The sequence below is a fragment of the Neisseria sp. 74A18 genome (assembly GCF_001308005.1).
GTDB classification, from domain to species: domain Bacteria; phylum Pseudomonadota; class Gammaproteobacteria; order Burkholderiales; family Neisseriaceae; genus Neisseria; species Neisseria dumasiana.
In genome coordinates this window covers 1-26,656 of record NZ_LGZA01000017.1, presented here as the reverse complement: position 1 = coordinate 26,656, position 26,656 = coordinate 1, and the positions used below count along the sequence as shown (strand labels likewise).

Annotated in this window: 27 protein-coding genes, 1 pseudogene and 1 CRISPR repeat array; of the genes and pseudogenes, 27 read left to right on the top strand and 1 reads right to left on the bottom strand. The window is 54.6% G+C overall.

What is annotated here, in order from left to right; all coding sequences use genetic code 11:
* The first annotated feature begins 1 nt into the window (after nucleotide 1).
* From terL to AKG43_RS06535, 27 genes and pseudogenes are all read left to right on the top strand, one after another.
* On the top strand, nucleotides 2-1,657 hold the full coding sequence (terL, locus tag AKG43_RS06665) for a phage terminase large subunit (protein WP_054599789.1): 1,656 nt from the start codon (nucleotides 2-4) through the stop codon (nucleotides 1,655-1,657).
* The gene (locus AKG43_RS06660) at nucleotides 1,657-3,234 is read left to right on the top strand and encodes a DUF935 domain-containing protein (protein WP_054599788.1); all 1,578 of its coding nucleotides are present in this window, start codon (nucleotides 1,657-1,659) and stop codon (nucleotides 3,232-3,234) included. The genes terL and AKG43_RS06660 overlap by 1 nt, the downstream gene beginning before the upstream one ends.
* A complete protein-coding gene (locus AKG43_RS06655) occupies nucleotides 3,221-4,576 on the top strand; it encodes a phage minor head protein (RefSeq protein WP_054599787.1) in 1,356 nt (451 codons plus the stop codon). The genes AKG43_RS06660 and AKG43_RS06655 overlap by 14 nt, the downstream gene beginning before the upstream one ends.
* Nucleotides 4,577-4,696: 120 nt before the next feature.
* Nucleotides 4,697-5,116 carry a phage virion morphogenesis protein gene (locus AKG43_RS06650; protein ID WP_054599786.1) on the top strand — a complete coding sequence of 140 codons (420 nt, stop codon included), beginning with the start codon at nucleotides 4,697-4,699 and terminating at the stop codon, nucleotides 5,114-5,116.
* A gap of 210 nt (nucleotides 5,117-5,326) precedes the next feature.
* Nucleotides 5,327-6,388 carry a phage protease gene (locus AKG43_RS06640; protein WP_054599784.1) on the top strand — a complete coding sequence of 354 codons (1,062 nt, stop codon included), beginning with the start codon at nucleotides 5,327-5,329 and terminating at the stop codon, nucleotides 6,386-6,388.
* Nucleotides 6,385-7,293 carry a Mu-like prophage major head subunit gpT family protein gene (locus tag AKG43_RS06635; protein ID WP_054599783.1) on the top strand — a complete coding sequence of 303 codons (909 nt, stop codon included), beginning with the start codon at nucleotides 6,385-6,387 and terminating at the stop codon, nucleotides 7,291-7,293. The genes AKG43_RS06640 and AKG43_RS06635 overlap by 4 nt, the downstream gene beginning before the upstream one ends.
* Nucleotides 7,294-7,358: 65 nt before the next feature.
* Entirely contained in the window at nucleotides 7,359-7,739 is a 381-nt protein-coding gene (locus tag AKG43_RS06630; RefSeq protein WP_054599782.1) for a hypothetical protein, read from the top strand.
* 3 nt (nucleotides 7,740-7,742) lie between these two features.
* A complete protein-coding gene (locus tag AKG43_RS06625) occupies nucleotides 7,743-8,165 on the top strand; it encodes a gp436 family protein (RefSeq protein ID WP_054599781.1) in 423 nt (140 codons plus the stop codon).
* A complete protein-coding gene (locus tag AKG43_RS06620) occupies nucleotides 8,155-8,880 on the top strand; it encodes a DUF1834 family protein (protein ID WP_054599780.1) in 726 nt (241 codons plus the stop codon). Before AKG43_RS06625 ends, AKG43_RS06620 begins: the two co-directional genes overlap by 11 nt.
* Nucleotides 8,877-9,074 carry a DUF2635 domain-containing protein gene (locus AKG43_RS06615; protein ID WP_054599779.1) on the top strand — a complete coding sequence of 66 codons (198 nt, stop codon included), beginning with the start codon at nucleotides 8,877-8,879 and terminating at the stop codon, nucleotides 9,072-9,074. Before AKG43_RS06620 ends, AKG43_RS06615 begins: the two co-directional genes overlap by 4 nt.
* A 2-nt stretch (nucleotides 9,075-9,076) precedes the next feature.
* Nucleotides 9,077-10,486: a phage tail sheath subtilisin-like domain-containing protein gene (locus tag AKG43_RS06610; RefSeq protein ID WP_054599778.1), complete on the top strand. Its 1,410-nt coding sequence runs from the start codon at nucleotides 9,077-9,079 to the stop codon at nucleotides 10,484-10,486.
* Nucleotides 10,487-10,549: 63 nt separating this feature from the next.
* Nucleotides 10,550-10,927, top strand: coding sequence for a hypothetical protein (locus tag AKG43_RS06605; protein WP_054599777.1), 378 nt, complete (start codon nucleotides 10,550-10,552; stop codon nucleotides 10,925-10,927).
* Between the two features lie 6 nt (nucleotides 10,928-10,933).
* A complete protein-coding gene (locus AKG43_RS06600) occupies nucleotides 10,934-11,359 on the top strand; it encodes a hypothetical protein (RefSeq protein ID WP_054599776.1) in 426 nt (141 codons plus the stop codon).
* A gap of 266 nt (nucleotides 11,360-11,625) precedes the next feature.
* Nucleotides 11,626-12,243 (top strand): hypothetical protein, encoded by a 618-nt coding sequence (locus AKG43_RS06590; protein ID WP_156300633.1) that lies wholly within the window; start codon nucleotides 11,626-11,628, stop codon nucleotides 12,241-12,243.
* 79 nt (nucleotides 12,244-12,322) lie between these two features.
* Nucleotides 12,323-14,485: a PRTRC system protein F gene (locus tag AKG43_RS06585; RefSeq protein WP_054599773.1), complete on the top strand. Its 2,163-nt coding sequence runs from the start codon at nucleotides 12,323-12,325 to the stop codon at nucleotides 14,483-14,485.
* Nucleotides 14,482-15,813 (top strand): DNA circularization protein, encoded by a 1,332-nt coding sequence (locus AKG43_RS06580; protein WP_054599772.1) that lies wholly within the window; start codon nucleotides 14,482-14,484, stop codon nucleotides 15,811-15,813. The genes AKG43_RS06585 and AKG43_RS06580 overlap by 4 nt, the downstream gene beginning before the upstream one ends.
* A complete protein-coding gene (locus tag AKG43_RS06575) occupies nucleotides 15,803-16,948 on the top strand; it encodes a phage baseplate assembly protein (protein ID WP_054599771.1) in 1,146 nt (381 codons plus the stop codon). Before AKG43_RS06580 ends, AKG43_RS06575 begins: the two co-directional genes overlap by 11 nt.
* On the top strand, nucleotides 16,945-17,613 hold the full coding sequence (locus AKG43_RS06570) for a phage baseplate assembly protein V (protein ID WP_054599770.1): 669 nt from the start codon (nucleotides 16,945-16,947) through the stop codon (nucleotides 17,611-17,613). Before AKG43_RS06575 ends, AKG43_RS06570 begins: the two co-directional genes overlap by 4 nt.
* Before the next feature lie 100 nt (nucleotides 17,614-17,713).
* Entirely contained in the window at nucleotides 17,714-18,061 is a 348-nt protein-coding gene (locus tag AKG43_RS06565; RefSeq protein WP_054599769.1) for a phage GP46 family protein, read from the top strand.
* 13 nt (nucleotides 18,062-18,074) lie between these two features.
* On the top strand, nucleotides 18,075-19,130 hold the full coding sequence (locus AKG43_RS06560; protein ID WP_054599768.1) for a baseplate J/gp47 family protein: 1,056 nt from the start codon (nucleotides 18,075-18,077) through the stop codon (nucleotides 19,128-19,130).
* A complete protein-coding gene (locus AKG43_RS06555) occupies nucleotides 19,127-19,690 on the top strand; it encodes a YmfQ family protein (protein ID WP_054599767.1) in 564 nt (187 codons plus the stop codon). Before AKG43_RS06560 ends, AKG43_RS06555 begins: the two co-directional genes overlap by 4 nt.
* Before the next feature lie 3 nt (nucleotides 19,691-19,693).
* Nucleotides 19,694-19,879: pseudogene (locus AKG43_RS13645) on the top strand (tail fiber protein); the annotation flags it as partial.
* A 63-nt stretch (nucleotides 19,880-19,942) separates the two neighbouring features.
* Nucleotides 19,943-21,088 (top strand): phage tail protein, encoded by a 1,146-nt coding sequence (locus tag AKG43_RS06550; RefSeq protein ID WP_369799569.1) that lies wholly within the window; start codon nucleotides 19,943-19,945, stop codon nucleotides 21,086-21,088.
* 66 nt (nucleotides 21,089-21,154) lie between these two features.
* The gene (locus tag AKG43_RS06545; RefSeq protein WP_054599765.1) at nucleotides 21,155-21,925 is read left to right on the top strand and encodes a tail fiber assembly protein; all 771 of its coding nucleotides are present in this window, start codon (nucleotides 21,155-21,157) and stop codon (nucleotides 21,923-21,925) included.
* A complete protein-coding gene (locus tag AKG43_RS06540; RefSeq protein ID WP_054599764.1) occupies nucleotides 21,918-22,379 on the top strand; it encodes a hypothetical protein in 462 nt (153 codons plus the stop codon). Before AKG43_RS06545 ends, AKG43_RS06540 begins: the two co-directional genes overlap by 8 nt.
* Before the next feature lie 151 nt (nucleotides 22,380-22,530).
* The gene (locus AKG43_RS12280) at nucleotides 22,531-22,647 is read left to right on the top strand and encodes a Com family DNA-binding transcriptional regulator (protein WP_082403005.1); all 117 of its coding nucleotides are present in this window, start codon (nucleotides 22,531-22,533) and stop codon (nucleotides 22,645-22,647) included.
* 79 nt (nucleotides 22,648-22,726) lie between these two features.
* Nucleotides 22,727-23,563, top strand: a complete 837-nt coding sequence (locus AKG43_RS06535) for a hypothetical protein (RefSeq protein WP_156300632.1) — start codon at nucleotides 22,727-22,729, stop codon at nucleotides 23,561-23,563.
* A 158-nt stretch (nucleotides 23,564-23,721) separates the two neighbouring features.
* A CRISPR array of direct repeats spans nucleotides 23,722-24,022; the repeat unit is 32 nt; unit sequence GTTTCAACACACAGCCACGCGAAGGTGGCTGA.
* 439 nt (nucleotides 24,023-24,461) lie between these two features.
* Here the strand turns inward: AKG43_RS06535 and AKG43_RS13590 are convergent.
* Nucleotides 24,462-26,534 carry a calcium-binding protein gene (locus tag AKG43_RS13590; RefSeq protein WP_054599763.1) on the bottom strand — a complete coding sequence of 691 codons (2,073 nt, stop codon included), beginning with the start codon at nucleotides 26,532-26,534 and terminating at the stop codon, nucleotides 24,462-24,464.
* Nucleotides 26,535-26,656 lie beyond the last annotated feature (122 nt).

Sequence of the window (26,656 nt, the reverse complement as noted above, 5' to 3'; positions counted from 1 at the left end):
TATGAAAAACAAAGATTTCCTCAAATCCCTTGCCGACCTAGCCGCCAACCTGCGCCAAATCATTGAGGCGGAGGTGGACGGTTTCGACGCATCTCCTCTTGCGGTGGCGGCACGTCGGCGAAAGGTATTTGACCCGGTAAGCGGTTACGAATACTTCGTTAATACTTACTTCCCTCATTATGTGCGCTCGGCCAGCAAATCTCAACTGCACGAATACCTGTTTAAGCGCCTGCCGGAAATTTTGCGCGAGGATAAAGGCTGCCACGACGGGATTGCCGCGCCGCGCGGTGAAGCCAAGTCAACGCTGGTTACGCAGCTTTTCAGCCTGTGGTGCATCGTTACCGGCCAAAAACATTACATTGTGATTGTGATGGACAGTATCGACCAAGCCTACCCGATGTTGGAGGCGATTAAGGCCGAGCTGGAATTTAACCCGCGGTTAAAAACCGATTTCCCCGAGGCGGCGGGCGGCGGGCGCGTGTGGCAGGCGGGTACGATTGTGACGGCCAATGATATCAAGGTGCAGGTGGCCGGTTCGGGGAAAAAGCTGCGCGGTTTGCGCCACGGCCCTTACCGCCCCGACTTAACCGTATTAGACGATATTGAAAATGACGAACAAGTGAGAAATCCCGAACAGCGGGATAAGCTCAATGCGTGGTTGACCAAAACCGTGTTGCCGCTGGGCGGTGTCGGGCAAAAATACGATGTAGTGTATATCGGCACGATCCTACATTACGACAGCGTGCTTAACCGCACGTTGGATAACCCGTTTTGGCGCAGCATCAAGTTTAAGGCGATGTTGAGCTGGCCAGACCGTATGGATTTATGGGACGAATGGGAAGCCATCCTGCGCAACAACGGCAAAGCCGGTGCGGCAATGGCTGATGCGTTTTATCAGGCCAACCAAACGGAAATGGACGCGGGTGCGGTAACGAGCTGGGCGGCGCGCGGGGTGTTGGATTTAATGAAAATCCGCGCCCGCGACGGCCATGCTACGTTTGACAGCGAATATCAAAACGACCCGGTCAGCGGCGATGCGGCACCGTTTGCGTCTGCACTCAAATACTGGACGGAGTTGCCGGGCGATTTAATCTATTTCGGCGCGCTCGACCCGTCGTTGGGCAAGGCCGGCGCAAGCCGTGACCCGAGTGCGATTATTGTCGGCGGATACCACCGCAGCACCGGCAAGCTGTATATCGTGGAGGCACAAATCAAAAAACGCCTGCCCGATCTGATTATCGAGGACGTGATCCGCCTGCACCAACAATACCGCTGCAAACTGTGGTTTATCGAGACGGTGCAATTCCAAGAATTTTTAAAAGATGAGCTGGTTAAGCGCAGCGCGGCGCGCGGCCTGCCTGTGCCCGCCCGGGCGGTTAAGCCGATTACCGACAAGCTGCTGCGCATTGAGACCTTGCAGCCGCACATGGCCAACGGGCTGATTTTGCTGCATGCGGGGCAAACCACGCTGGAGCAGCAATTTAGGCATTTCCCGATGGCCGACCATGACGACGGCCCCGATGCGGTGCAGATGCTGTGGGCGGGCGCGTTGGCCAACTCCGCGCCGATTGAGTGGCAAAGCGTGAGGCCGTCTGAAACACACGATGATTTTGACGACGACCTTGATGACAATACCCAAAGCAAGTGGGCTAGATAATGGCTAAAAAAGACAAAAAAAACAAACTGCAAAAGCCTGAAAACGGCTTGCAGACCGATTTGGCGCAAATTACCGCTGCCGGGCGCGTAATCGCAGAACATCCGTCCAACTTTATCACGCCGGCCAAAATGCGCGCGCTGTTTCAAGATGCGGAATCGGGCGACATTACCGCCCAACACGAGCTGTTTGCCGATATTGAGGAGCGCGACAGCGACATCGGTGCCAATATGGGCACGCGCAAGCGGGCGCTGCTGACGCTGGATTGGCGCGTGACCCCGCCGCGCAATGCTACGCCCGCCGAAGAGCAATTGGCCGAGGCTGCCTTTGAGCTGATAGACGGCCTGACGCAGTTTGAGGACTTGGTTATCGACCTGATGGACGCGGTCGGCCACGGTTTTGCCGCGCTGGAAATCGAGTGGGCTTTTTCAGACGGCCGCTATGCCCCCGCCCGCTTTGTACACCGCCCGCAAAGCTGGTTTAAATGGAGCCATCAAGACGAGCTGATGCTCAAATCGCAAGACAATCAAGACGGCGAGCCGCTGTGGCCGCTGGGATGGATTGTGCACAGCCACAAATCGCGCAGCGTGCAGCAGGCGCGTAACGGCTTATTCCGCACGCTGGCATGGCTGTATATGTTCAAACACTACGCCGTGCATGATTTTGCCGAGTTTTTGGAGCTTTACGGCATGCCCATCCGTATCGGCAAATACGGGGCGGGCGCAACGGAAGCGGAAAAACGCACGCTGTTGCGCGCGGTGGCCGAAATCGGCCATAACGCGGCGGGCATCATGCCCGAAGGCATGGAAATCGAGCTGCATCAAGCGGCCAGCGGCACGACCGCCACCAGCAACCCGTTTTTGCAGATGGCTGATTGGTGCGAAAAATCCGCCGCGCGCCTGATTTTGGGGCAAACGCTCACCAGCGGAGCCGACGGCAAAAGCAGCACCAATGCGCTGGGCAAAGTGCACAACGAGGTGCGCCGTGATTTGCTGGTGTCGGATGCCAAGCAAGTGGCACAGACCATTACCCAGCAGATCATCTTGCCCTACCTGCAAATCAACCACCCGAATACCGATCCGAACCGCATACCCAAATTTGAGTTTGATACGCGCGAGGCGGAGGATATTGCGGTAATGGCCGAAGCCATCCCTAAGCTGGTGGATGTGGGCGTGCAAATCCCGGAGAGCTGGGTACGCGACAAGCTGGTAATCCCCGAGCCTGCCGAGGGCGAGCGGGTGCTGGCGCGTGTGGCAGACAAAGACGGCACGGCGCAGGCTAAATCGGCCTTGAGCTATCGGCAGGTTGCCCTTAATGCACAGCACGATATTGTGTCTATGCCGCAAGCCCAAATAGACGGCGGGATTGAGCAGTATTTGCAGCAGGCTCAATTGCAGGCGCAGTTGGAGCCGCTTATCCAAACGCTGGGCAAAGAGCTGGCGCAAGGAGAGGATTATGCCGATGTTGAGCAACGCCTGATTGAGGCATACCCGCAATTGGATACGGCTACCATGCAGGAGGCGTTGTCGCGGATACTGTTTGTGTCTGACTTGTGGGGACGTATCAATGGACAAGCCTAAAGCACCCGATATGGGTTTTGCTTTCGGCCTCAAACCCGAGGCCGCAGTCAGATACTTTGAAACTCTCGGTTACGATATCCCTGCCGATTGGCATGCCTTGGCAAATCAGGCGCAGAGCCAAGCCCGCACCATTGCCGGTATCTACCGGCAGGATATCGTGGCCGATTTACACCGTGCGATCAGGGCATCCGCTTATAACGGCACACCGTTTGCCGCTTGGCAAAAAGACATCCGCATCCGTTTGGCGCAATCGGGTTATGCGCTGGATAAAGACGGCGATATTGTGGATCAGACAACCGGCGAAGTGGCCGGGACGGGCTTGACCAAACACCGGCTGGAGACTGTGTACCGCACCAACATGCAAAATGCTTTTATGGCCGGAGAATGGCAGGCTTTGCAGGCCAACAAAAACGAGCGGCCCTATCTGATGTACACGGCGGTAAACGATTACCGCACCCGCCCCGCACACCGCGCTATGGACGGCTTGGTTTACCATATTGACGATGAGTTTTGGCATTACTTTTTTCCGCCAAACGGTTTCCGCTGCCGCTGCAAGGCGCATGCGTTAAGCCAAAGAGATTTGGAGCGCGGCGGCCATGCGATCAGCGTTTCAGACGGCCTGATTGAAGAAGTGCATGTTACCAACCGCAAGGGAGAGAGCACGCCGGTTAAAAGCATTAAGCTGCCTGACGGCAGACGGCTCACACCCGATAAAGGTTTTGACCGCAATGTGGGTATGGCGCACTTGGCGCAATTGGGGCAATTGCAGATGGCGCGGGCGGTCGATTTGCCTCCGCGTTTGGCGGCGATGGCGGTAGGACAGGCGTTGCAAGATGATTTGCTGCTCAAAGCCATTGCTGCGGATATGGCAAAAATGGTGCAAAAGGCAAAGGCAAGCGGCTTTGCCACAGGCCAATTTATGCATGTGGGTGTGTTGCCGTTGGCCGTGCTGGATGCGTTGGCGCTTGAAAACAAAATGCCGGTCAGTGCGGTTATTTCCGCCAATGATGAGCGTTTATGGCATGCTTGGCGGGATAAAAAAGCTACGCCCCTGCCGTCGGACTTTTGGGAAGAGTTGCCCGTATATCTGACCAAGCCCAGCGAGGTAAGGTTAAGCCCTGCGGACAGAAAGGGGCAAAAAGATGCCATCCTGATGATTTACGACTTGCCCGACGGCAAAGGAAAAATGGTCGTTACCTTGGATTACGAAGCCAAAACCCGCAATCCGTTTAGCGGCAAAAAAGAACTTGTTGTTACCAATATGGTTAACACGGGGACAATGTTGGATATACGGCAAGCAGAAAGCTTGAAAGGATATAAGCTGATATGGAAAAAGCCGTAAACTGCTTTGCCTGATTCGAACAGGATCATAAGGTGGCATACGCCAGCTTAACCTTTCCAGTAGGAAACCCGCAGTTACGGCTCTTTATTAAAATACTAACCCCTTGATAAATCTAAGTCAATGATTGAAATAAAAATAGACAATCTGTTTGTAGTGCAAAACCAAATCGAACGGCTTGGGCAAGGTTTGGACGACAACCGCTATTTGTTGATGCGTAAATTGTCTGAAACAATGAGAGCCGCCGTTAATACCAACTTCCGCCAAGGCGGCCGGCCTAAGTGGCTGGGGCTGAAATACCGCAACGGTAAACCGCTGGTGGATAGCGGGCGGTTGCGTGACAGCGTTGTTGCCTATTCAGACAACGATACCGCCCTTGTCGGCACCAATATGGTGTATGCCGCCATCCACAACTTCGGCGGCATGGCCGGACGCGGCCGCAAAGTGAACATACCGCAGCGGGAATTTTTAACGCTGACCGACCAAGACAAACAAGACTTGATGGACGATGTACAGGATTATTTTGCCAACCTGATTAAATGATTTTTCAGACCGCCTTTAAAACGCGCTTTTTAGCGCGTTTTTGTTTTGGGTAATAGGTTGGCATAGGCCGATAGGCTAAAACCAATCTGACGCGATTTTAAAAGGGGTTTAAACGGGGTTTGAAATGCGGTGCGGGGTTTGAAACGCGTCCACTCTTTTCGGCGCGGTTGTTGCGGCGAAAATGACAGCATCGCAAAAAGGATGTGCAACATGCCCCAAAACAGATTAACGCTTGCCGCATGCAGTTTAGGGGTGCAGCCGCGCGACGGCCGCATCCAGTTGCTGCCTTACGGCGAGTTTAGAGCGATTGACGGCCGCCCCCACGATGTGCCCGCTTGGTATCTAACGGAAGAAAACGGCCGCGACGTGGTGGAGCTGGCCAATGCCTCGCGCAATCAACTGGTGGTCGATTACGAGCACCAAACCCTGCACAAGGAAAAAAACGGCCAGCCCGCGCCCGCCGCCGGTTGGATGCGCTGGCTGGAGTTTACCCCCAAAGGCTTGTTTGCCGATGTGGAGTGGACGGATAAAGCCGCGGCGGCCATTGCCGCCAAAGAATACCGTTATATCTCGGCGGTGTTCAGCTATGACACCAAGGGCTATGTGCGCAAGATTTACCACGCCGCGCTGACCAATTACCCCGCGTTGGACGGCATGGATGAAGTGTTGGCGGCAGCGTCGGCACAGTTTTTTAACCCCGAAACGGAGCAAAACCCGATGAAAGAGTTGTTGCAACAACTGCTCGGCCTGCCGCAGGCAAGCGACGAGCAGATTACGGCGGCGTTAACCGCTTTGCTGGCGGCCAAACCGCAAAACGTTGCCTTATCTGCCGACCTGTTTAAAGAGCTGGCCGACAAAGACAGCAAAATCGCCGCCTTGTCCGCCCAGCCGGCAGGCCAGCCCGACTTGACCCGATACGCGCCGGTGTCGGTGGTGCAGGATTTGCAAAGCCAAATCGCCGCGCTGACCGCCGAACGTAACGCCGATAAAGGCAACGAGCTGATTACTGCCGCATTGGCAGCAGGCAAGCTGTTGCCCGCGCAAAAGGCATGGGCGGAGGGCGTGCTGAAACAAGAAGGCGGCTTGGCCTTTTTAACCGGCTTTATCGAAAACGCGCAGCCGGTAGCGGCTTTGGCCGGCACGCAAACCGCAGGCAAAGAGCCGGGTGCGAATGTGGTGGCATTGACGGCGGAAGAAGAAAAAGCTGCTCAAATGCTCGGCATGAGCCATAAAGAATACGCGGAAATTAAAAGTAAAGAAGGTGAACAATGAATAAAACCGAAATTTTAAAAGCGATTACTGCCGCTTTCCGACAAGAATTTCAGCGCGGTTTGAGTACGGTTGAGCAGACTTACCAAACCATTGCCATGACTATCCCATCGAATACCGCCACCAATACTTACGCGTGGTTGGGTAAATTCCCGAAAATGAAAGAGTGGGTCGGTCAGCGTGTGGTCGAAAGAATGCAAACCGAGGCCATGAGTTTGGCCAACAAAAAATACGAGGCAACGGTTGGCGTAGAGCGTACCGACATTGAGGACGACCAAGTCGGCGTTTACCGCCCGTTGATGGCAGAGATGGGCGAATCTGCCGCCGAGCTGCCCGACCGTTTGGTTTGGGAATTGCTCAAAAAAGGCAAATCCACTTTGTGCTATGACGGCCAATACTTTTTCGACACAGATCATCCGGTATTCGAAAAATCCGACGGCACCGGCCAAAACACGCCCGCCGCAAACATTACCACCGGCACCGATAACAATGTGCCGACATGGTATGTGATTGACGATACTCGCACGGTTAAGCCTCTGGTATTCCAAACACGCACCGAGCCGGAGTTTGAGACTAAGTTTGACCCGTCCAAGTCCGACAAAGTGTTTATGGAGGATGTGTATGTTTACGGTGCGCGCCGCCGCTGTGTGGCCGGTTTCGGGCTGTGGCAGTTGGCGCATATGGCGGAAAAAACCGCGTTGAACAGAGCCAACCTGCAAAAAATTATTACCACCATGCGCCGCCTCAAATCTAACGGCGGCTATGCCCTCAATATCAAGCCTAGCCTGCTGGTGGTGCCGCCCGAGTTGGAGGACGCAGCCCGCGAGCTGTTGGAAGCCGAAAAAATCAACGGTACGACCAACACCTTTAAAGGCCGTCTGAAACTGCACGTATCGGTGCACCTGTAAACCAACCTTGATTTTCAGGCGGCGTTTAAACCTGTTTTAAAAGCCGTCTGAATGGAGACCTGACTATGGCAAATCCAAAAAAAGACACCACCGTTGAATCTGTAACCCAACCAAACCCGCAGGACTTAGCCGTCGAAGCGGCGCTCAAGCAAGAGCTGGATAAAGTGCAGGCCGAACTATCCGCCTTAAAGGAGCAATTGGCCGCTGCCGAATCTGCAAAAAACGCCGCTGAACGCGAATTGGACGCATTGCGCAAGCAGGTGGATAAGCCTGCTAAGTCCGGCAACCCAAATAAGAGACTGGTGCGCACGGCATCGGGTCGCGAGTTTTGGCGCGCCGGCGAGAAATTTGACGGCGAGTGGCGCGAGATCGACCGCACCGTGATTGGCGACGAGGCGTGGCAGCGCATTATCGACGAGCCGGCCCTGCAAACTAAAGAGGCATAAATCATGGCTTATGCGGTGACGGCGGATATGGTGGCGCGTTTCGGCGAGCTGGAGGTTATCCAGCTGACCGACCGCAACCAAGACGGCTTGATTGACGAGGACGTGGCGGCAGTGGCACTGGCCGATGCCACCGCAGAAATAGACGCTTATCTGGGTCGGTTTAAACGTCCGTTTACCGATGTGCCGCCCATCCTCAAGCGCTTGTGTTGCGATATTGCCCGCTACCGCCTTACCGCCGCCAACGGCGTGCTGATTACCGACGAAATCCGCAACCGCTACAAAATCGACGTGCTCGACCTGCTGCGTGCTATGGCTAAAGGCGATGTGCAGCTGGGCGTGGATGATAGCGGCGAAGAAGTGGCCGCGGGCGAAGACGGTATTGTGTTTGTAAACGGTAAAAATAAGGTGTTCGGGCGTGATCACTGATATTGAGCAAGCGATAACAGACCGTCTGAAACGGGGCTTGGGTCGCATGGTGCGCACGGTTAAAAGCTACAACGGCGAGGCCGACGATTTGGCGGGGCAAATCCATGCGCTGCCTGCGGTTTGGGTAACGTATGGCGGCAGCAAAGTTGAGCCTGCCAGCACCGGCGGCGTATGCGGACGTTATCAGGATACCGCCGAATTTGTGGTGATGGTGGCGGCCCGCAATCTGCGCAACGAGCAGGCGCAGCGGCAAGGCGGCATCGACAACCGTGAAATCGGCAGCAACGATTTAATCCGCGCCGTGCGCCGCCTGCTTGACGGCCAGCGGCTCGGTTTTGCCGATAGCCGCGGCTTGGTGCCCAAAGCGGTGCGCGCCATTGCCAATCATGTGTTGGTGCAAAACGCCGCGGTAAGCATATATGCGGTTGAGTACGCCATCCGCTTTAACACCTGCGGACTGGAAAACGACCGCTACCCCGAACGCACCGACAATCCCGACCACCCCGACCATATCTTTACCAAGTATCAGGGCCAATTAAGCGACCCGTGGCCTTGGTTTAGGTTGTTAGACGCAAAAATTACCGACCCCAATGCCTATATAACCCTGCACCGCCTGCGTATCGGACATGCGCGCAGCGGGCAAGCGTTGAGCAGCCCCGCCGGGGAGTCGCATGCCGAAATCAATCTGCACTTAACACTTGGAGACAAGCAATGACAAAACTGACAGTAACGGCGGCAGACAGCCTGCGTGTGCCGACCGAGCACAACCCGCATGAGTATATCGGCCAAGAGCCGGTGGAGGTGGACGGCAACAGCCTGTATTACCGCCGCATGATTGATGACGGCGATTTGGTGGTGGTTGAGGATGCCGCCCCAAATACCAAAACCCGCAATACTAAGGGAGAGTAATCATGCCCCATATTGATTTTGACACGATTCCGGGCAGCATCCGCGTGCCCGGCCAGTACATTGAATTTAATACCCGCAATGCGGTGCAAGGTTTGCCGCAAAATCCGCAAAAGGTATTGATGGTCGCCCCCATGCTGACCGCGGGCAGACAGCCCGCCTTAGAGCCGGTGCAACTGTTTAGCGATGCCGAGGCGGCCGATTTGTTCGGGCAAGGCTCGCTCGCGCATTTGATGGTGCGCCAAGCGTTTGCCAACAACCCTTATTTGGATTTGACCGTTATCGGCATTGCCGACCACAGCGCAGGCGTGCAGGCAACCGCAACCGTTACCCTTTCCGGCACGGCCACCGCGCCGGGCGTGGTGGAAATCACGATTGGCGGCAAGCAGGTAAGCACGGCCGTTAACACCGGAGAGACCGCCGCCACAGTGGCAGGCCGTCTGAAAACCGCCATCACTGCCGCCGATGTAACCGTTACCGCATCCGGCAGCGGCGCAGCCGTTACGCTGACGGCCAAACACAAAGGCGAGATCGGCAACGAGAGCGGCTTAACCGTGAGCACCGGCAATACCGGCCTGACTTATCAAGCCAATGCCTTTACCGGCGGTGCCAAAAATGCGGACATTGCCACGGCCTTGTCCAAAGTGGCGGGCAAGCATTATCACATTATTTGCAGCCCGTTTAGCGATGACGCCAACGCCAAAGCCTTGAGCAACCATATTACCAACGTATCCAACGCCATCGAGCAGCGCGGCTGTATCGGCGTATTGGGTATGAGTGCGACCTTGAGCGCGGCCACCACCGCTACCGGCAAAATCAACGACGGCCGCATTACCTGCGCTTGGTACAAAGGCGCGGTAGAGCCAAACGGCATCATTGCCGCGGGCTATGCGGCGGTGTTGGCTTTTGAGGAAGACCCCGCCAAGCCGCTGAATACCCTTGAGATCAAGGGGCTGGCCGTTACGCCCGATGCGCAATGGCCGCTGTTTGCCGAGTGCAACAACGCGCTGTACAACGGCTTGACCCCGCTGACCGTGGTCAATAACCGCGTGCAGATTATGCGTGCCGTATCCACCTACACCAAATCGGCCAATAACACCGACGACCCGGCACTACTCGACATTACCACCATCCGCACGCTGGATTATGTACGCCGCAGCGTTAAAGAGCGCATTGCCCTGCGTTTCCCGCGCGACAAATTGAGCGACCGCCTACTGCCCAAGGTTAAGAGCGAGATTTTGGACGTGCTGATTAAACTCGACCAAGCCGAAATCATCGAAAACGCCGAAGCCAACAAAGGCAAGCTGGTGGTGGCGCGTGCGCAAAACGACCCGAACCGCGTGAATGCCATCATCCCCGCCGACGTGGTCAACGGCCTGCATGTGTTTGCCGGGCGCATTGATTTGATTTTGTAACCCTTTCAGACGGCGTTTAAACCTGTTTTAAAGGCCGTCTGAAACCTTAAAAAAGGATAAAACATGAGCGATGCAACTTATGCCGGTACGGTGATCATGGAGGTTAACGGCCGCGATATCGAAATTGTGAGCATCAAGCCGCAAACCACCACAGGCCGCAAGTCGGTAAAAACCATGAACCGCAACGGCCGTGTAAACGGTTATTGCGACGGTGTAACCGAGCACAAGTTAAGCGTGACTGCCGCCATTCCGCTCGACGGCCGCGCCGTGGATTGGGACAACATCACCAAAGCCAAAATTACCATCTACCCCATCAACCAAGACGATAAGCGTACCTCTTATCTCGACTGCTTTACCGTGGAAACCAGCGAGCAATACGAGACCGACAACGAGGCGCGTATCGATATCGAGATGGTGGCACTGCACAAAATCACGGAGTAACGCCGCGTGAAACACGAGATTGATTTGGTGTGGGGCCTGCCCTTGCCGGGCGGCGGTGTGGCCAAACGTGCCGCATTGCGGCCGCTGACTATCGGCGGCGAACTGCGCGCGCAGGCGGCGTTGGAAGATATGGATTGGGGCGAAGCGGAAACCGAAAGCGGCAAGGCCCGCGCCCTGATGGTAGAAACCTTGGCTTATTGGGCGCAGCAGCTTACCGTTGAGGGCATCGCCCCCAACCAGCTAACCGCCGAATACCTAGCGGAAAACCTGACCGGCGAAGACTACGGCATCATCTTGGCCGCGCAGGACGACCTGCGGGCAAAATACACCGCCGCTGGGGCAAACCCCGGGAACACCACGGCGGCCGCCGAAAGACCGAGTCCCGAAGCTACCGAAACTGCCACCGCAATTACCGACAATCCGTCATCTTGATGGCCAAAGCGGGTATATCCGCCGATGCCGTGGCCGGTATGTGCCACGCCGAGCTGGTGGCTTGGTTTGGAGACATCTTGGACAGCTTAGGCGTTAAAAAGCCCACGGATGACGGAGTGATTATCTCGAGGCGGTTGCCTAAACCGAAGGGATAATCTAAATACCGTCTGAAACTTAGATTTCAGGCGGTATTGCTATTTACACACATTGTAATTAACATATTTTCCCTTTCTATATATAAAAAGGGGAATATTTTGGTGTGGTTAATGTTAATTTGGTTTGTATTCTTTTTTGGCGTGGTAGCTATAATCAAACAGGTGCAAAGAAATAAAAAAACAGCATTTGAAAAAGAAAGACAAGCATTAATTGAACAGCATCGACAGCAAGAAAAAGAAAGACTGGAGAGAATAAGGCAAAGAAAAATTGAAGAAGAGAAGCGGCTGCATACACTTAAGGGGTTTATGCGAGAAGTGCATGATTGTCATCAATACGCGAAAACGACAGCAGGTGATTACTTTAAAAAAAGCCAATCAAGCAGGTTATCTATAGATGACAGAAACAGAATGATCTTATGGGAATCTTTGGAAATATGCTTGATTAGTGATAACCCTAAAACCATTCAATCAAGATCAAGCGTAATGAATGACATTTTAAAGGATATGAAATATCCACACATTCCGATTGGTGATAAAGAAATTAGGTTGGTAAATACAAGGCATTACATGGTTTATATAGAGCATTTAAATTTTAAAATAACCACCTATAAAACCGATAGGTCAAAAGAAAAAGCTAGAAATGAAATCCAACAGGTAATTAAAGATGCCTTGAATGATGAGTTTATTTATCAAGGTGCATTTAAAGAATTTTTAAACAATCAGGCTTGAAGCCTCTTAAATCCCGATTCAAACAGCCTTTAAACCATAATTAACCGTGAGTTAATGTGAGTTTAAAGGCTGTTTTTTTATGGCAAACGGATTGATGAAATTGGTGTTGTCGCTGACCGGGCGGGATGACGGCGCAAAGCGGCTTTTGGCCGAAACCGAGCGGCAATTGCAGCGCACGGCCACATCGCGTATGAAAATGGCTCGGGCGCATAAACCTTATGAAATAACAGGTATCCGCTCTGAAAAGGCGATACAGCGTGAAATCAAACTGACCGAGGCGGCATACAACCGCCTTAAACGCAGCGGCACGGCTACACAAAACGATTTGGCGCGTGCGACGAAAGCACATAAACAACGCATTGCTGAATTAAATGCAGAGTTGGGTAAAAGCTCGAAACTGCAAAAAGGTATGGCTATCGGCGGCACCGCACTTGCTGCGGGTACGGCAGCCTATGCCGCGCTTAAGCCTGCAATGGATAGCGCCAAGCAGATGGATGCCAATATCGGGCAAGTTGCGCGTAACGCATTTATCGCCGACTCGGATAAATCTGCCGAATGGATTGCCACATCGGGTAAGGCTCAAGTGCGGTCGCTTATCGACGAGTGGGTAAGCAAGTACGGGGGCAATGCCGATGCGGCGGCGCAATTTATAAATGCGCAAATGGCACAAGGTTTATCGTTTGAGCAAATCAAAAACGACCAAGGCCGAGGATATCTAACCATGACCGCGACGTCGCAAAACGGCCATTACGACTATAACGGGGTGGCATCGCTCTATAAGACGTTTACCGATCAAGGACTAACCGGCGACAAGCTAGCCCGCGCCGTTGAAAAAACCATTCAATCAGGCTTGGACGGTAAATTTGAAATTGATGACGTGGTGCGTGAGGCTCCCGGTTTGTTTGCAAGCATGGGTAAAGCAGGTATGACCGCCGACAAAGATATCGACTACATGCTGGCATGGATGCAGTCCGGTGCCAATAAGGCGGCAACAACCAGCGAAGCGGCCAACAATATTAATAATGCTTTGGCCAAAGTGGTGTCGTCTCAAACCGGCAAAAACGTCCAAAAACATTTGGGGCTGGATTGGCGTAAAGAGGTTTTGGCAGGCCAAGGCAAAGGCGAAAACTCGATAGAAGTGTTGGCGAGACTGATTAATACGCATTTGGACAAAAACAAAGAGTATCAAAGCTATTTAAGTAAAGCCAAAGCGGGGGATGCTAATGCTGCGGTGCAGGCCGAAACGATCCGCCGTGAATTGGTTGCAGAAATATTTCCCGACTTGCAGGCGCAAAGCGGGTTGATTGCGGCAATGGACTTTAAACAAATGCAGGATTACCAAGCCAAAACACGGGCAACCGATGATGGTAAGGTCGATAAGCTCAATCAGGCGCGTATGTTGGATGCTGCTGCCCAACAAGAGCAGGCCGATTCTCTTAAAGTGTTACGCCAAGACCCTCAAAAATTCATCGAGGCCGAAACGGCATTCAAACAACTGACTGCTGAATTTCCCAGCGCAACCTTAGCCCTGCAAACGCTTGCTGCTGCCGCAATGGCTGCGGCGGCGGCTCAAGGCTTAATGGGTGTGTTGGGTGGTGGCGGTTTGGGCGGCGGTGCGGCGGCGGTTGGCACAGCCGCACGCTTCGGCCTTGTCGGTATTGGTGCTGCTGCGGGCGGTTTGGGTTTATGGGATGCCAACAGCCGCATCAACCGCAATGAGGGTAAGGGATTTACAGAGGGCGGCCTAAACAGCCGCGCGGCGGGATATGCCGAGTCTGCTTTAAGCGGCGCGGCTTTGGGTGCGGCCGTCGGCTCGATTATCCCCGGTATCGGCACGGCCATCGGTGCTGCGATTGGTGGCGGTGGCGGCTTGCTAATGGCTGCTATTACCGATGCGTGGAAAGAAAACCCGCCGCCCAAACCTGCGGGCATGGCTGCCGAACCCTTGCAACCATTGCGCCCGCTCGAACCCCTTAAACCCGCCGAACCGCTTGCGCCCGTTATTACCCAGCAAACCGCGGCTTACCAAGCTGCGATTATCGAGCAGACGGCGCAATACCAAGCCGCGCTGAATGCCGAGACGGCGGCGGTAACGGGCGGGCTGAATCAAATTAACAGCACACTGGCGGCGGCCAACCAAACCATCAACAACAATATGACGATAACGCTCGACGGGCGCGTGATTGCCCACGAGGTATCGCGGTATCAAGTGGCCATGTTCGGCCGTGGAGCGGGTCAATGAGCGGATGGCATACCTTATTGCAGGACGCATCTTACAAGGGCGTCGGCTTTGATATTGAGGCGGTGGACGAGAGCAACGGCAAGGCTTTGGCCGAGCATGCGCGGCCGTTTGTGCAGGGTATCGACCTCGAAGACATGGGCACGACCGGGCGGCAGGTGCAGATTAATGCGGTGTTTTGGGGCAAGGGCTATGCAGGCCGTCTGAAAAAGCTGCTGGATGCGCTGGAGCAGCCGGGCGGCGGCGTGCTGGTGCACCCTGTTTGGGGGCGGATGCACAACATGATTGCAGCATCATGGAGCTACCGCCATGAGGCTGATTATGTGGATTATGCCGGCATCGATATTACTTTCCGCGAGGCGGCCGAAGCGCAGGAAATCTTTGTATTTGAAAACGCCTTTTTGGTCGAGCTTGAGGCGTTGATTGCCGATATCGACACCTACCGCGAGGCGGCTATCGGCTTTATTGATGCGGTGTTGGCGGTGGATGCGGGCGTATCGGCTTTATGGGGCAGCGCGTTGGGCATTTGGAGTGCGGCATCAGGTACGTTTAGCGCGGTGCGCCGTTTGTTTGATTTGGACAAAATCGCCTTTCCTGATCGGGGCGGATACAGCGCAGCGGCGTTTAAAAGCGGCTCGGCCAAGCTGTTTGCCGATATGGCGGTTATGGTGGATACCGGCATACGCCGTGAGGCGGGTTTGGCCGATAATGCCATGCACCATGCCGGCTGGTCGCCGCGGCAGCGGTTTGACGGGGCTGCGGGTGTTGCCGACCGTGCCGCCGCTATCCCTGATAATTTGCTTACCGGCCGCTTTTCAGACGGCCTGCAAAACCGCCTGAACCGTTTAACCGCCAAACAAGTGCAGCCGGTAGCGCAGGCGGTGCGCCTGTTATCGACGGCATCGCTGTTGTCGGTGGCAACGGCATTAATCGAGGCGCACGGCGAAGAGATGACCGCGCCCGATTTGATTGAGGTTAACCGCGCCATGCGCCGCCGTATGCAGGCCGAGATTGCCGCCTTGCGGGCGGTGCAGACGGCTGCTGCCGAGTCCGGCACTCTGACGGCCAACGCCGTGTATACCGAGGCTTACCAAACGGCAGAATCCCTGCGCGCGGCGGCAGGCCGTCTGAATGCGTTGGTTGCGGCGGCCATCAACCAAAAGCCGCCGCTGATTGTGCGCCAAGCCCCAATCAACGGCACGATACACCAAATCGCCCATGAGTTTTACGGCGATATCAGCCGCGCAGCAGAGCTGGTGCGGCTCAATCCCCATATCCACCACCCCGCGTTTATCAAGCGCGGCACTTTGGTCAACAGCTATGCAAAATAATTCATACGGTTATGCCGTGTCGGTGCGCGTGGGCGGTAAAGAGCACCGCCACTGGGAGCGCTACGACATCGACAGCGACTTTTTAATCCCTGCCGACAGCTTCGATTTTGCCATCGGCAGGTCGGGGCCGGAGGCGGCCATACCCGATTTAAGCGGAGAGAGCTGCGAGGTAGTGATAGACGGGCAAACCGTGATGACGGGCATCATCGGCAGCCAGCGCCACGGCAAAAGCAAGAGCAGCCGCGAGTTGAGCTTGAGCGGGCGTGATTTGGCCGGTTTTTTGGTGGATTGCTCCGCGCCGCAGCTCAATGTAAAGGGCATGACGGTATTGGATGCAGCCAAAAAGCTGGCCGCGCCGTGGCCGCAGATTAAGGCGGTGGTACTCAAAGCGGAAAACAACCCCGCTTTGGACAAAATCGACATCGAGCCGGGCGAAACCGTATGGCAGGCGTTAACCCATATTGCCAACTCGGTCGGGCTGCATCCGTGGCTGGAGCCGGACGGCACGTTGGTGGTGGGCGGTGCGGATTACAGCAGCCCGCCGGTGGCGACATTGTGCTGGAGCCGCACCGATGCCCGCCGCAATATCGAGCGCATGGATATTGAGTGGGATACCGACAACCGCTTTTCCGAGGTTACTTTTTTGGCGCAATCGCACGGCCGCAGCGGCGACAGCGCCAAACACAATTTAAAGTGGGTGTACAAAGACCCGACCATGACGCTGCACCGCCCCAAAACGGTGGTGGTGTCCGATGCCGACAATTTGGCCGCATTGCAAAAGCAGGCTAAAAAGCAGCTGGCCGACTGGCGGCTGGAGGGATTCACGCTCACGATAACCGTGGGCGGCCATAAAACCCGCGACGGCGTATTGTGGCAACCCGGCCAGCGTGTGCATGTGATCGACGACGAGCACGGTATCGATGCGGTGTTTTTTCTGATGGGGCGGCGGTTTATGTTGTCGCGCATGGACGGCACCCAAACCGAGCTGCGGCTCAAAGAGGACGGCATTTGGACACCCGACGCTTACCCCAAAAAAGCCGAGGCGGCGCGCAAGCGCAAAGGTAAGCGCAAAGGCGTGAGCCATAAGGGCAAAAAAGGCGGCAGAAAGCAAACGGAAACGGCGGTGTTTGAATGATTTTGAGTAAATTGGCTAAAAAAACGGCACAAACTGCTAAAAACATAGGCGAAACCCTGCGCGCGGCCTTTCGGGGCAAAATCACGCTGGTGGTGTCGTCCGAGCCGATACAGCGCGTGCAGTTGAGCGGCTTGGCCGACGAAAACCTGCAAGACCTTGAGCATTTGCAGGAATACGGCTTTGCCAGCCATCCCCCCGACGGAAGCGAAGCGGTAGTGATACCGCTAGGTGGTAATACATCGCACGGTGTGATTGTGTGCAGCCAGCACGGCAACTACCGCATCAAAAACCTTAAGCCCGGCGAGACGGCGATTTTTAACCATGAGGGTGCAAAAATCGTGATTAAGCAAGGCAAAATCATTGAGGCCCATTGCGACGTGTACCGGGTTAACTGCAAACAATACGAGGTTAATGCGGCCACGGATGCCAAATTTAACGCGCCGTTGGTGGAGACCAGTGCGGTGTTGACGGCTCAAGGCCAAATCAACGGCAACGGCGGCATGGCCGTCGAGGGCGGCAACGGCGCCACCTTTAGCGGCGATGTGAGTCAAACGGGCGGCAGTTTTAACACCGACGGCGACGTGGTGGCCGGCGATATATCCTTGCGCCAGCACCCGCATACCGACAGCATCGGCGGCAAAACCTCGTCGGCGAAACCAGCATAGACAAGCAGACCTTTGGCAGCCTTCGGGCTGCTTTTTTTGCGCCGGCGGGCTTGAAGCCCGTGTACTCCGTGAGGCCGTCTGAAAACGGCAAAATGCCAACATGGACAAAGAGCTAAACCCCGGCACCGGCGACTATACCGGCTGCACCGTCGATACGCTGCAAAATGCCGTGTACATCCGATTGATGACACCGTTGGGCAGCTGGTGGGCGGATAAAACGCTCGGCTCGCTGCTGCATTTGTTGCAGCGCAAAAAAGACCTGCAACGGGTCAGCCTGTTGGCCGAGCAATATGCCGATGAGGCACTGCAACCGATTGTTAAGAGCGGGCGTGCCGACAAGATTACCGTGCGCGCAGAGCAGCCGCACGACGGCCGCCTGATCCTGCATATCCGGGTGGATACGGCGGCGGGCGGGTTTGACTACCGCCACGAAGTGCCCGTGATTTAAAGAGGTTTTAAACGTGTTTGAAACGCCGACATTTGAGCAAATCCGCGAGCGTATCCTGCGCGATACCAAAAGCCTGTGGCCGGATGCCGATATCAGCCCCGACAGCGACCATTATGTGCACGCCAGTCGTTTGGCCAGCTGCGCAGAAGGGCAATACGCGCATCAAAGCTGGATTGCGCGGCAGATTTTCCCCGATACGGCCGACCGCGAGTATTTGGAGCGGCATGCCTCCATGCGCGGACTGCGGCGGCGCAATCCTACCACGGCCAGCGGCACGCTGACCGTAAGCGGCATTGCCCAATCCGTGCTTTCAGACGGCCTGCAAGTGCGTATCGGCCAGCGTTTTTACCGCACTACCGCCCGCGCCGTTATCGGCAGCGGCGGCACGGCGGAAATACCGGCAATCGCCGAAGAGCCGGGCGCGGCCGCCAATGTGCGCGACGGCGAGGCTCAACTGATGGCCGCCCCCGCCGGTGTGGCCACCGAATGCCGCCTTACCGTGCAAGGCGGCACTGACCGCGAAAATGATGCCTCGCTGCTGGCGCGGCTGTTGGAAATCATCCGCCGACCGCCCGCAGGCGGCAACCGTTACGACTATAAAAACTGGGCGTTGAGTGTTGACGGCGTAACCAGCGCATATGTTTATCCGCTGCGCCGCGGCTTGGGCACGGTGGATATTGCGATTACCTCCGCCGACGGTGTGCCGTCGGAAGAAACCGTGCGCCGCGTGCAGGCTTATATCGACGAGATGCGCCCGGTAACAGCAAAAAATGCGCTGGTACTCAAGCCAACCGTAACGGCGGTGCCTGTTACCGTGCAAGTCAAGCTCGACGGCATCGACTTGGACGAGGCCAAACGCCGCATACAGACGGCCCTAAAAGAATATTTCGACACCCTGATCCCCGGCGACGGCCTGACTGTGTCGCAAATCGAGGCGGCTATCAGCAATGTAGAAGGTGTGATCGACCGCCGTCTGACTGCGCCGACGGCCAACCGTGCCGCCGATACGGTTAACCGCATCGAGTGGTTTAAAGCGGGTGCGATTAATGTAACGGAGATGCCGTCATGAGCTATCAAGACATCTTGCGCGGACTGTTGCCCCCCGTGTCGTATGCCCGCAATGCCCCGCGTGTGCGGGCGCAGGCAGAAATAGACGGCGCAGCGCTGGATGCGGTGGCGGAATCGGCTCAAAGCGTTGCCGATGCCGTCGACCCGCGCAGCGCCGGCCAAATGCTGGCCGATTGGGAGCGCGTATTAGGTTTGGACGGTACGGGCAAAAACCGCCAGCGCCGTGTGTTGGCTGTTATGGCCAAACTAAACGAAACAGGCGGCTTGAGTATCCCTTATTTTGTGCGTTTGGCCGAGGCGGCGGGCTATCAAATCGAAATTGACGAACCGCAGCCGTTCCGCGCCGGTGTCAACCGTGCGGGCGACCGCCTCGCGCCGCAGGAAATCATGTGGGTGTGGCACGTTAACGTGCGCGGAGGCAACAACCGCATTACCCGATTCCGCGCCGGTATCTCGGCGGCGGGCGACAGGTTGACCGATTACGGCGATGCCGTGATTGAGGCCGTTATCCAAGATTTAAAACCCGCACATACCGCAGTGCGATTTACTTATGAGGCATAGACAATGCACGCTATCGATACCCCCGATAAACAGTTTAAAGACGGCAACGGTACCAGCGAACTGGGTACCATCCTGCCCGCATGGTGGCTCAATCAGATTCAGGCCGAGCTGTTGGCCGTGCTGACGGCTGCCAATATCCAGCCGAATAAAGCCAAAACCAATCAGATTGCCGATGCAATCAAACAGATATTTAGCGACGGCGTGGTTAATAGTTTGTCCGCCACCAATACGGACAAGCCTTTATCGGCCGCAATGGGGAAAAAATTAGCCGAAGAAAAAATACCAAATACCACACAAGACTTTATGCGTACATTGGGCGAGTTTAATCCCAGTAAAAGCGGATTTGTCCGTACAAACGGGGGTAGCCTGAACGGTAATAGTCTACCCAGCATGGAGATACATGTCGGTCATCCCAGCTATGCCAATGGTGCATACTCGCGCGGTATCGGGTTTGCCTACGGGACGAGCTGGGGCATCTACACAACCGCTTGGGACGCGACAGGTAACTACCGGGGATATAAGGAAATCCTAACCGAAGAAAACGGCGTGATGCTGACGGGCGACCAAACCATCAACGGAGGCAAAACCTTTGGCGAGATCTTAACTGCCGGGCGCAATAACCATTGGGGATTTTTGCGCAATCCGGTTGAGAGCGGGGGGCATTGGGTGTTTGAGACCAATCCCAAATCAAACTACGCCGACGGCAGTACCCTAAAAGTCAACATCAAATATGAGCAATCAAGCGGGCAAACCCGGTATATACATTTTCCGGAGTTGGGCAGTACCAACCACACGGTTGCATATCAAGATTGGGTGACAACCCGAATCAATGCTGCCACAGGTGGATTTGACAACAAAATAGAGCAGGCAGCACCTGCCGGTACGGTTGCCTACTTTGCCGGACGCAACGCCCCCGCAGGCTGGCTTAAAGCAAACGGTGCTGCCGTATCCCGAACGACATACGCCGGCCTGTTTGCCGCCATCGGCACAACATACGGAGCAGGTGACGGACGCACAACATTTAACCTGCCCGACCTGCGCGGCGAGTTTGTACGCGGCTGGGACGACGGCCGCAATATCGACCGTGGCCGTGCGGTGGGCAGTAACCAAAGCGACAATATAGCCGAGCACCGTCATGCAACAGGCTGGCGTGCAGGATCGAGAGGTAACGAGTTTGTGCTTTTGCGGTCGGCTTGGTCGGGTCAAAGCAATATAACGGCTGACGTAGTTGCCAAAGGCGGTGCGCAGATACCCGGGCATGATGAGCATTATGTGCATGTATCAGGCAGCACCTACGCCAACAGCAACGATACCTACGCGACATCAAGCACTTATTACGACAAACAGGGAGAGACTTACCCGCGTAACGTCGCCTTATTGGCCTGCATCAAGATTTAAGGCCGTCTGAAACCGTAGGGCAGGCATCCTTGCCCGCCCAAACAGAAACCCGAAAAGGAAAAAGGAATGACCCAAAACATCCAATGGACAAAACCCGTCTGCCAACTCGATTCAGACGGCCTGTATATCGGACAAACCGAAGCCGATTTAGACGTATATGCTCGCGACGGCAGCTACATTATCCCCGGCGGCTGCATCGACACCGAGCCGCCCGAAGCCCGAGACGGCCATGCCGCCCGCTGGACGGGCGAGGCGTGGGAGTACATACCCGACCATCGAGGACAAACAGCCTACCGTACCGCAGACGGCCAAGCCGTGATTGTAGATGCCGTTGGCGAGCTTTCAGACGGCTTAACGTTTGATGCCCCGCCGAGCCATTGGCACACATGGAGCGGCAAAAAATGGACGGTAAGTAAAGAAGACCAAGCCGAGCAGCTCAAGCAGGCGAAAGCGGCCAAGCTCGCCGCAATCAACCAAGCCGCCCAAGCCTGTATCGACCAAGCTGCGGGCTTGGACAAAGTGCCGCAGTTTGAAGTCGCAACGTGGACAATCCAAGCCCTAGAGGCTAAGGCATGGCACGCCGACAATGCCGCTGTCACGCCCACGCTGGATGCGATTGCGGACGCTCGCGGTATCCCAGCAGAAGCGCTTAAGCAAAAAGCTTATGAAAAGGCGGTTAAGTTTGAGATGTTGACCGCCCATATAGCCGGTTTGCGACAAGCCGCCGAAGACAAAATCTACGCTGCCAAAACCCCCGAAGATGTTGCCGCCGTGCAATGCGATTTTTGCACCACGCCGCCATCACAAACTACAACGACCGAGGTGGCAGATGAGTAATCGCAAGGTGTATTTAGCTTTGTATAAGGGCAAAAAAGAGGGCCGCGGCCTCAAAGTAAGATGGGCGCGGTTTAGAGATTGGTTGGTGCGTACCGTAACCCGCAGTCCATACAGCCATTGCGAGATAGCCGTAACAGTCCATCCTAAAACACTTTACACATGCTACTCCGCCAGCGCCCGCGATGGCGGCGTGCGCTGCAAAGTGATGGCGCTGCCGGCCGAAAAATGGGATTTAATCCCCTTGCCCAAAAGTTGTATCTCGTCCGCCGTCAGTTTATATGCCCGCACACAAGGCGCGCGTTATGACTGGTCGGGCGCAATCGGTACGGTACTCAAAACTCCGCACAGCAAAAGCCGCTGGTTTTGCAGTGAGTGGTGCGCCCAAGCCTTCGGCCTTATCAAGCCGTGGCGGTATTCTCCGCAAAAATTAGCGATGGCAGTAAAAGGAGATTGATGCAGATTTAAATAAAGATGATTCGAGGGACGGCGACGTTACGGTGCGGTAACACCGTAACGCCAGCCAAGCAGACCTAACCTGCATTGACTTCAAGGCCGCCTTGCTTGTACAAGCGGCGGAATTTTAACCTAAACGGAGTAAATGCAATATGGTTAATTACCGCGAGCTGCGCTGCTCACATTGCCACAAACTGTTGGCCAAAGGCAGCGGCAGCGTACAAATCAAATGCAGCAGATGCAAAACAATCAATACATTCAGTAAGTAACTATATCAGAATGCCTGAGAGCATCATTTTTTATTGACTATTTCAGAGCGCCAAAAGAGTGCCAGAGAGCAAGTAAATTATGATGCAAAAATACTACTCAAAGGCACCGCTTCCATTTGCAGGGCAAAAGCGCAATTTCATTAGGCACTATATCAACGTGCTGGATAATATACCCGGCAACGGCCAAGGTTGGACGATTGTCGATGTATTCGGAGGCAGCGGTTTACTGGCTCATGTAGCCAAGCGCGTCAAGCCCGCCGCCCGTGTCATCTATAACGATTACGACCACTACGCTGCCCGCGTAAAAGCCATCCCCGACATTAACCGCCTGCGCCGCCTGATCGCACAACATCTTGATGGTTTCCGCAAAAAACAACGCATACCTGATGATCTTAAGCAGGCCATTATCCAAGATATAGAGCGCTTCGACGGTTTCAAATGCCATGTAGTCGTTTCGTCTTGGTTCCTGTTCAGCGGCCGTCAAGCCGCAAGCTGGCAGCAGCTATATAAGGCCGAGTGGTATTACCAATTACCGATATTTGACTACCCCGTCGCCCGCCACTACTTAGACGGCTTGGAGATAACGCGGCAGTCTTATATAGACCTAATCCCACAATTTTCAGACAACCCGCAGGCGTTACTTGTGCTCGACCCGCCGTATTTATCCACCACGCAGGCCGCCTACGCACAAGCCAATCGCTTCGGCTTGGTGGACTATCTAAAGCTGGTAAGCCTAACCCGCCCGCCGTACCTGTTTTTCAGTTCCACCCGCTCCGAGTTTATCGACTACATCAATACGATCGTATCAATGCAGCTGGATAATTGGCAGGCATTCGACCAAGCCACACGCCTAACCGTGCAGGCAAAGTTAAGCAAGGATGCCTCGTATGAGGACAACTTGGTGTACAAGTTTTAAATACCAAAAACCCCGACTTTAATCGGGGTTTAAAACTTCCTTTGGCGGTTTTTTTGTCATGCCCCTAAATGCTACTGGATGACAAAAAAAATGCAAAGTAGTGACAAAACGCGCGCCGCCTTACAACAACTCAAAAAGGCCGTGAAGCATTAAAGCCTGTTTCAACACACAGCCACGCGAAGGTGGCTGAGCACATCGCAAATCGTCGGATTCACACGGCGGGCGTTTCAACACACAGCCACGCGAAGGTGGCTGACTATCAACCCTAATCAAACGGCGCCCGCGAAAATTAGTTTCAACACACAGCCACGCGAAGGTGGCTGAGCCGAAGACAACGCACCTTGTTCAAGACTTTGTGCCAGTTTCAACACACAGCCACGCGAAGGTGGCTGACTTGTCAACTATTTTTTTTTAATCAGTTATGGTTGTTTCAACACACAGCCACGCGAAGGTGGCTGAAGCCCTTTCCCCATCCCTTGTGTCACGCGGCTTCAAGTCATCATTTGCGCTAAACAGGTTGTAAAAAGGCCATGCCGAACTATATCACGGCTTATGCACTGGCAACGGTTTGAATCGCCAAACAAAAATACTTCGCTAATCTCGGTGTGTTTTGATGTGAACCGCAGGTTGGCGCGATATAGCCGTTTTCAGACGGCATCACTCTATAGTACATCGGTCATACTCGGGCTTGACCCGAATATCCCCTAAATTTGCTGAAACTCGAGATACTCGGGGCAAGCCCGAGTATGACGGTTTTGTTATTAAACTTAAGTGGATTAACTTATAGTTGCCAAACGAATCGAAACCTTTGCAAAACCTGCGTCTGCGGCTTTTAGAGTGAAGGCCGTCTGAAAAGCGGGTTTCAGACGGCCTCTATCCAAGCTAAGCAGAGATAAGGTTAGATTAACGGGGTGGCGGTTTCATCGGATAAAGCCGATGCGGGTGCATTCTGATAAGCATATTCGGCTTTTGCAGGCGGAGCGGCTTGTTTGCCGGCTTCGGCATTGCCGAGAACGGCCTCGAGTTTGCTGTTGATTCTGCTTTCGAGCAAATCGTGGCTCACGGTTTCGGTATCGAATGCGAATAATTTGACGGATACGTTTTTTTCACGGTTCAGCTGCCGCTTTATTTCTAATGTATCTGCGCTGTCCTTGAAGCCGATAACCCAGTCGGTTTGCCCGCCTGCGGCATAGGTGATTTTTTTGAATGTGAGGTCTTCGGGGGTGATGCCTTTGTCGAAGCGCACGATATTGTTGCCTTGTGCGTCGATCAGGGTATCTCTGCCGCCGTCTTTGCCGAAAACGTAGGTGTCGTTACCGGCTCCGCCATACAGCGTGTCGTTGCCTTTGCCGCCGTTTAGGGTGTCGTTGCCCTGCAAGCCGTGCAGCAGGTCGTTGCCGTTGCCGCCGATAAGCAGATTGCCGTTTACGTCGCCGAAGAGCATGCGGTCGCCGGTGTCGGGCAGGTCGCGCAGGGCGAATTTGATGGTGTGGGTGGCGTCGTCGCTGAGTGTGCGGTCGGGATAATAAGAATGGAAGGAAAATTGTATTTCAGCTTCATGGATGCCTTTGTTGGGGATGAAAACCAAATCTTCGCTGTCGGAAACGTGGAAAATATCCGATTTAACCCATTGGCGGATGCTGCCGTCTGAAGACATATACGCCAAGCGGCCTCCGGTGATTTTTTGGATATCGTAGCTGTGTTCGGGATGGGCATTGTTTGCGCCCACGCCGAAATCGGCGGCACTCAAGCGGTAGGCATTGTTGTTGTCGATGGTCAGGGTTTTGACATTGCCCTGTATGCCGATGATGTCTTGCAATTCCCACGGCTTGTAAGAACCTGTATCGAAAACAAAATTTTGAATGGCGGCATCATCGCTGTGGGCATTTTGGTTGTGGATAAGCAAAATGTCGCGGGTGCCTTTGATGCCGACTTTCCACACGTTGTCGATACTGCCGCTCGGCAATACATCTGCTTTGATTTCTAAATCTTGCGGGCGTAAACCTGCGCCGAAACGTACGGTGTTTTCGCCTTCGGGATCGTCAAGGGTTTCGATACCGGGAATGCGGTAATCGATAATGGTGTCGATGCCGTAGCCTTTGGTGAAAAAATAGGTGTCGTTGCCTTTGCCGCCGTATAGGGTGTCGTTGCCTTTGCCGCCGTCTAAGTAGTCATCGCCGTCGTTGCTGTCGCGCCAGTAAAGTCTGCCTTGGGCATTTTTTTCGGGGCGGGCATAAGTGCCACCTATCAGCCGGTCGTTGCCTGTGCCGCCGTATAGTTTGTCGCTGCCGTCGCCGCCGCGAACGTCGTCGTTGCCGCCCCTGCCGTCAATCACGTCGTTACCGCCGCCGCCGCGCAGCAGATTGGTTTGGGCGTTGCCGGTGAGTTTGTTGTTGCCGCTGTTGCCCGTGGCTCTTACGGCCTTCTCGCCGGTTAGGGTAAGGTTTTCGATATGTTCAGACAGGGTGTAGTCGGTGCTGCTGAATACGCTGTCGGTGCCTTGTCCGGCAAATTCAACAATTTTGTCGTTACGGTTGTCCACTTGGTAAACGTCGTGTCCGTTGCCGCCGAACATCACATCTGCTCCACTGCCGCCGTCCAAATAATCGTTGCCGCCGTTGCCGTATAAATAATCGCGGCCGCCGCCGCCCACCAAACGGTTGCGGTTTTCATTGCCGATAATCACGTTGCCCGCATCATTGCCTAAACCGTTGAGCGCGGTTTTGCCTACCAAAGAAAGATTTTCAACATTTTGCGGCAATGTGTAATGAACGGTGCTGTACACGGTATCGGTGCCTTGATCGGGTTTCTCGATCACGCGGTCGCCGGGGTGGGTAACGCGGAAAAAGTTGTTGCTTTCATCTCCGTACATCACACGGGGAGAACGGGCGGCAGATTCTGCTTTCAACGCCGATGCGCCGGCTTGGCCGTCTGTTGCGGTGCCTGAGGCCCGATTTTGTTTGCTGCTCATGATAACTTCCTTATCAAAAAATCAAGACAAATAATCATTCATGAGTCGAGACGCACCCTATGGTTTGGTGCAACGCACCTTAAAAAATATTAATATTGAATATATTTATGTTGTTATTATAA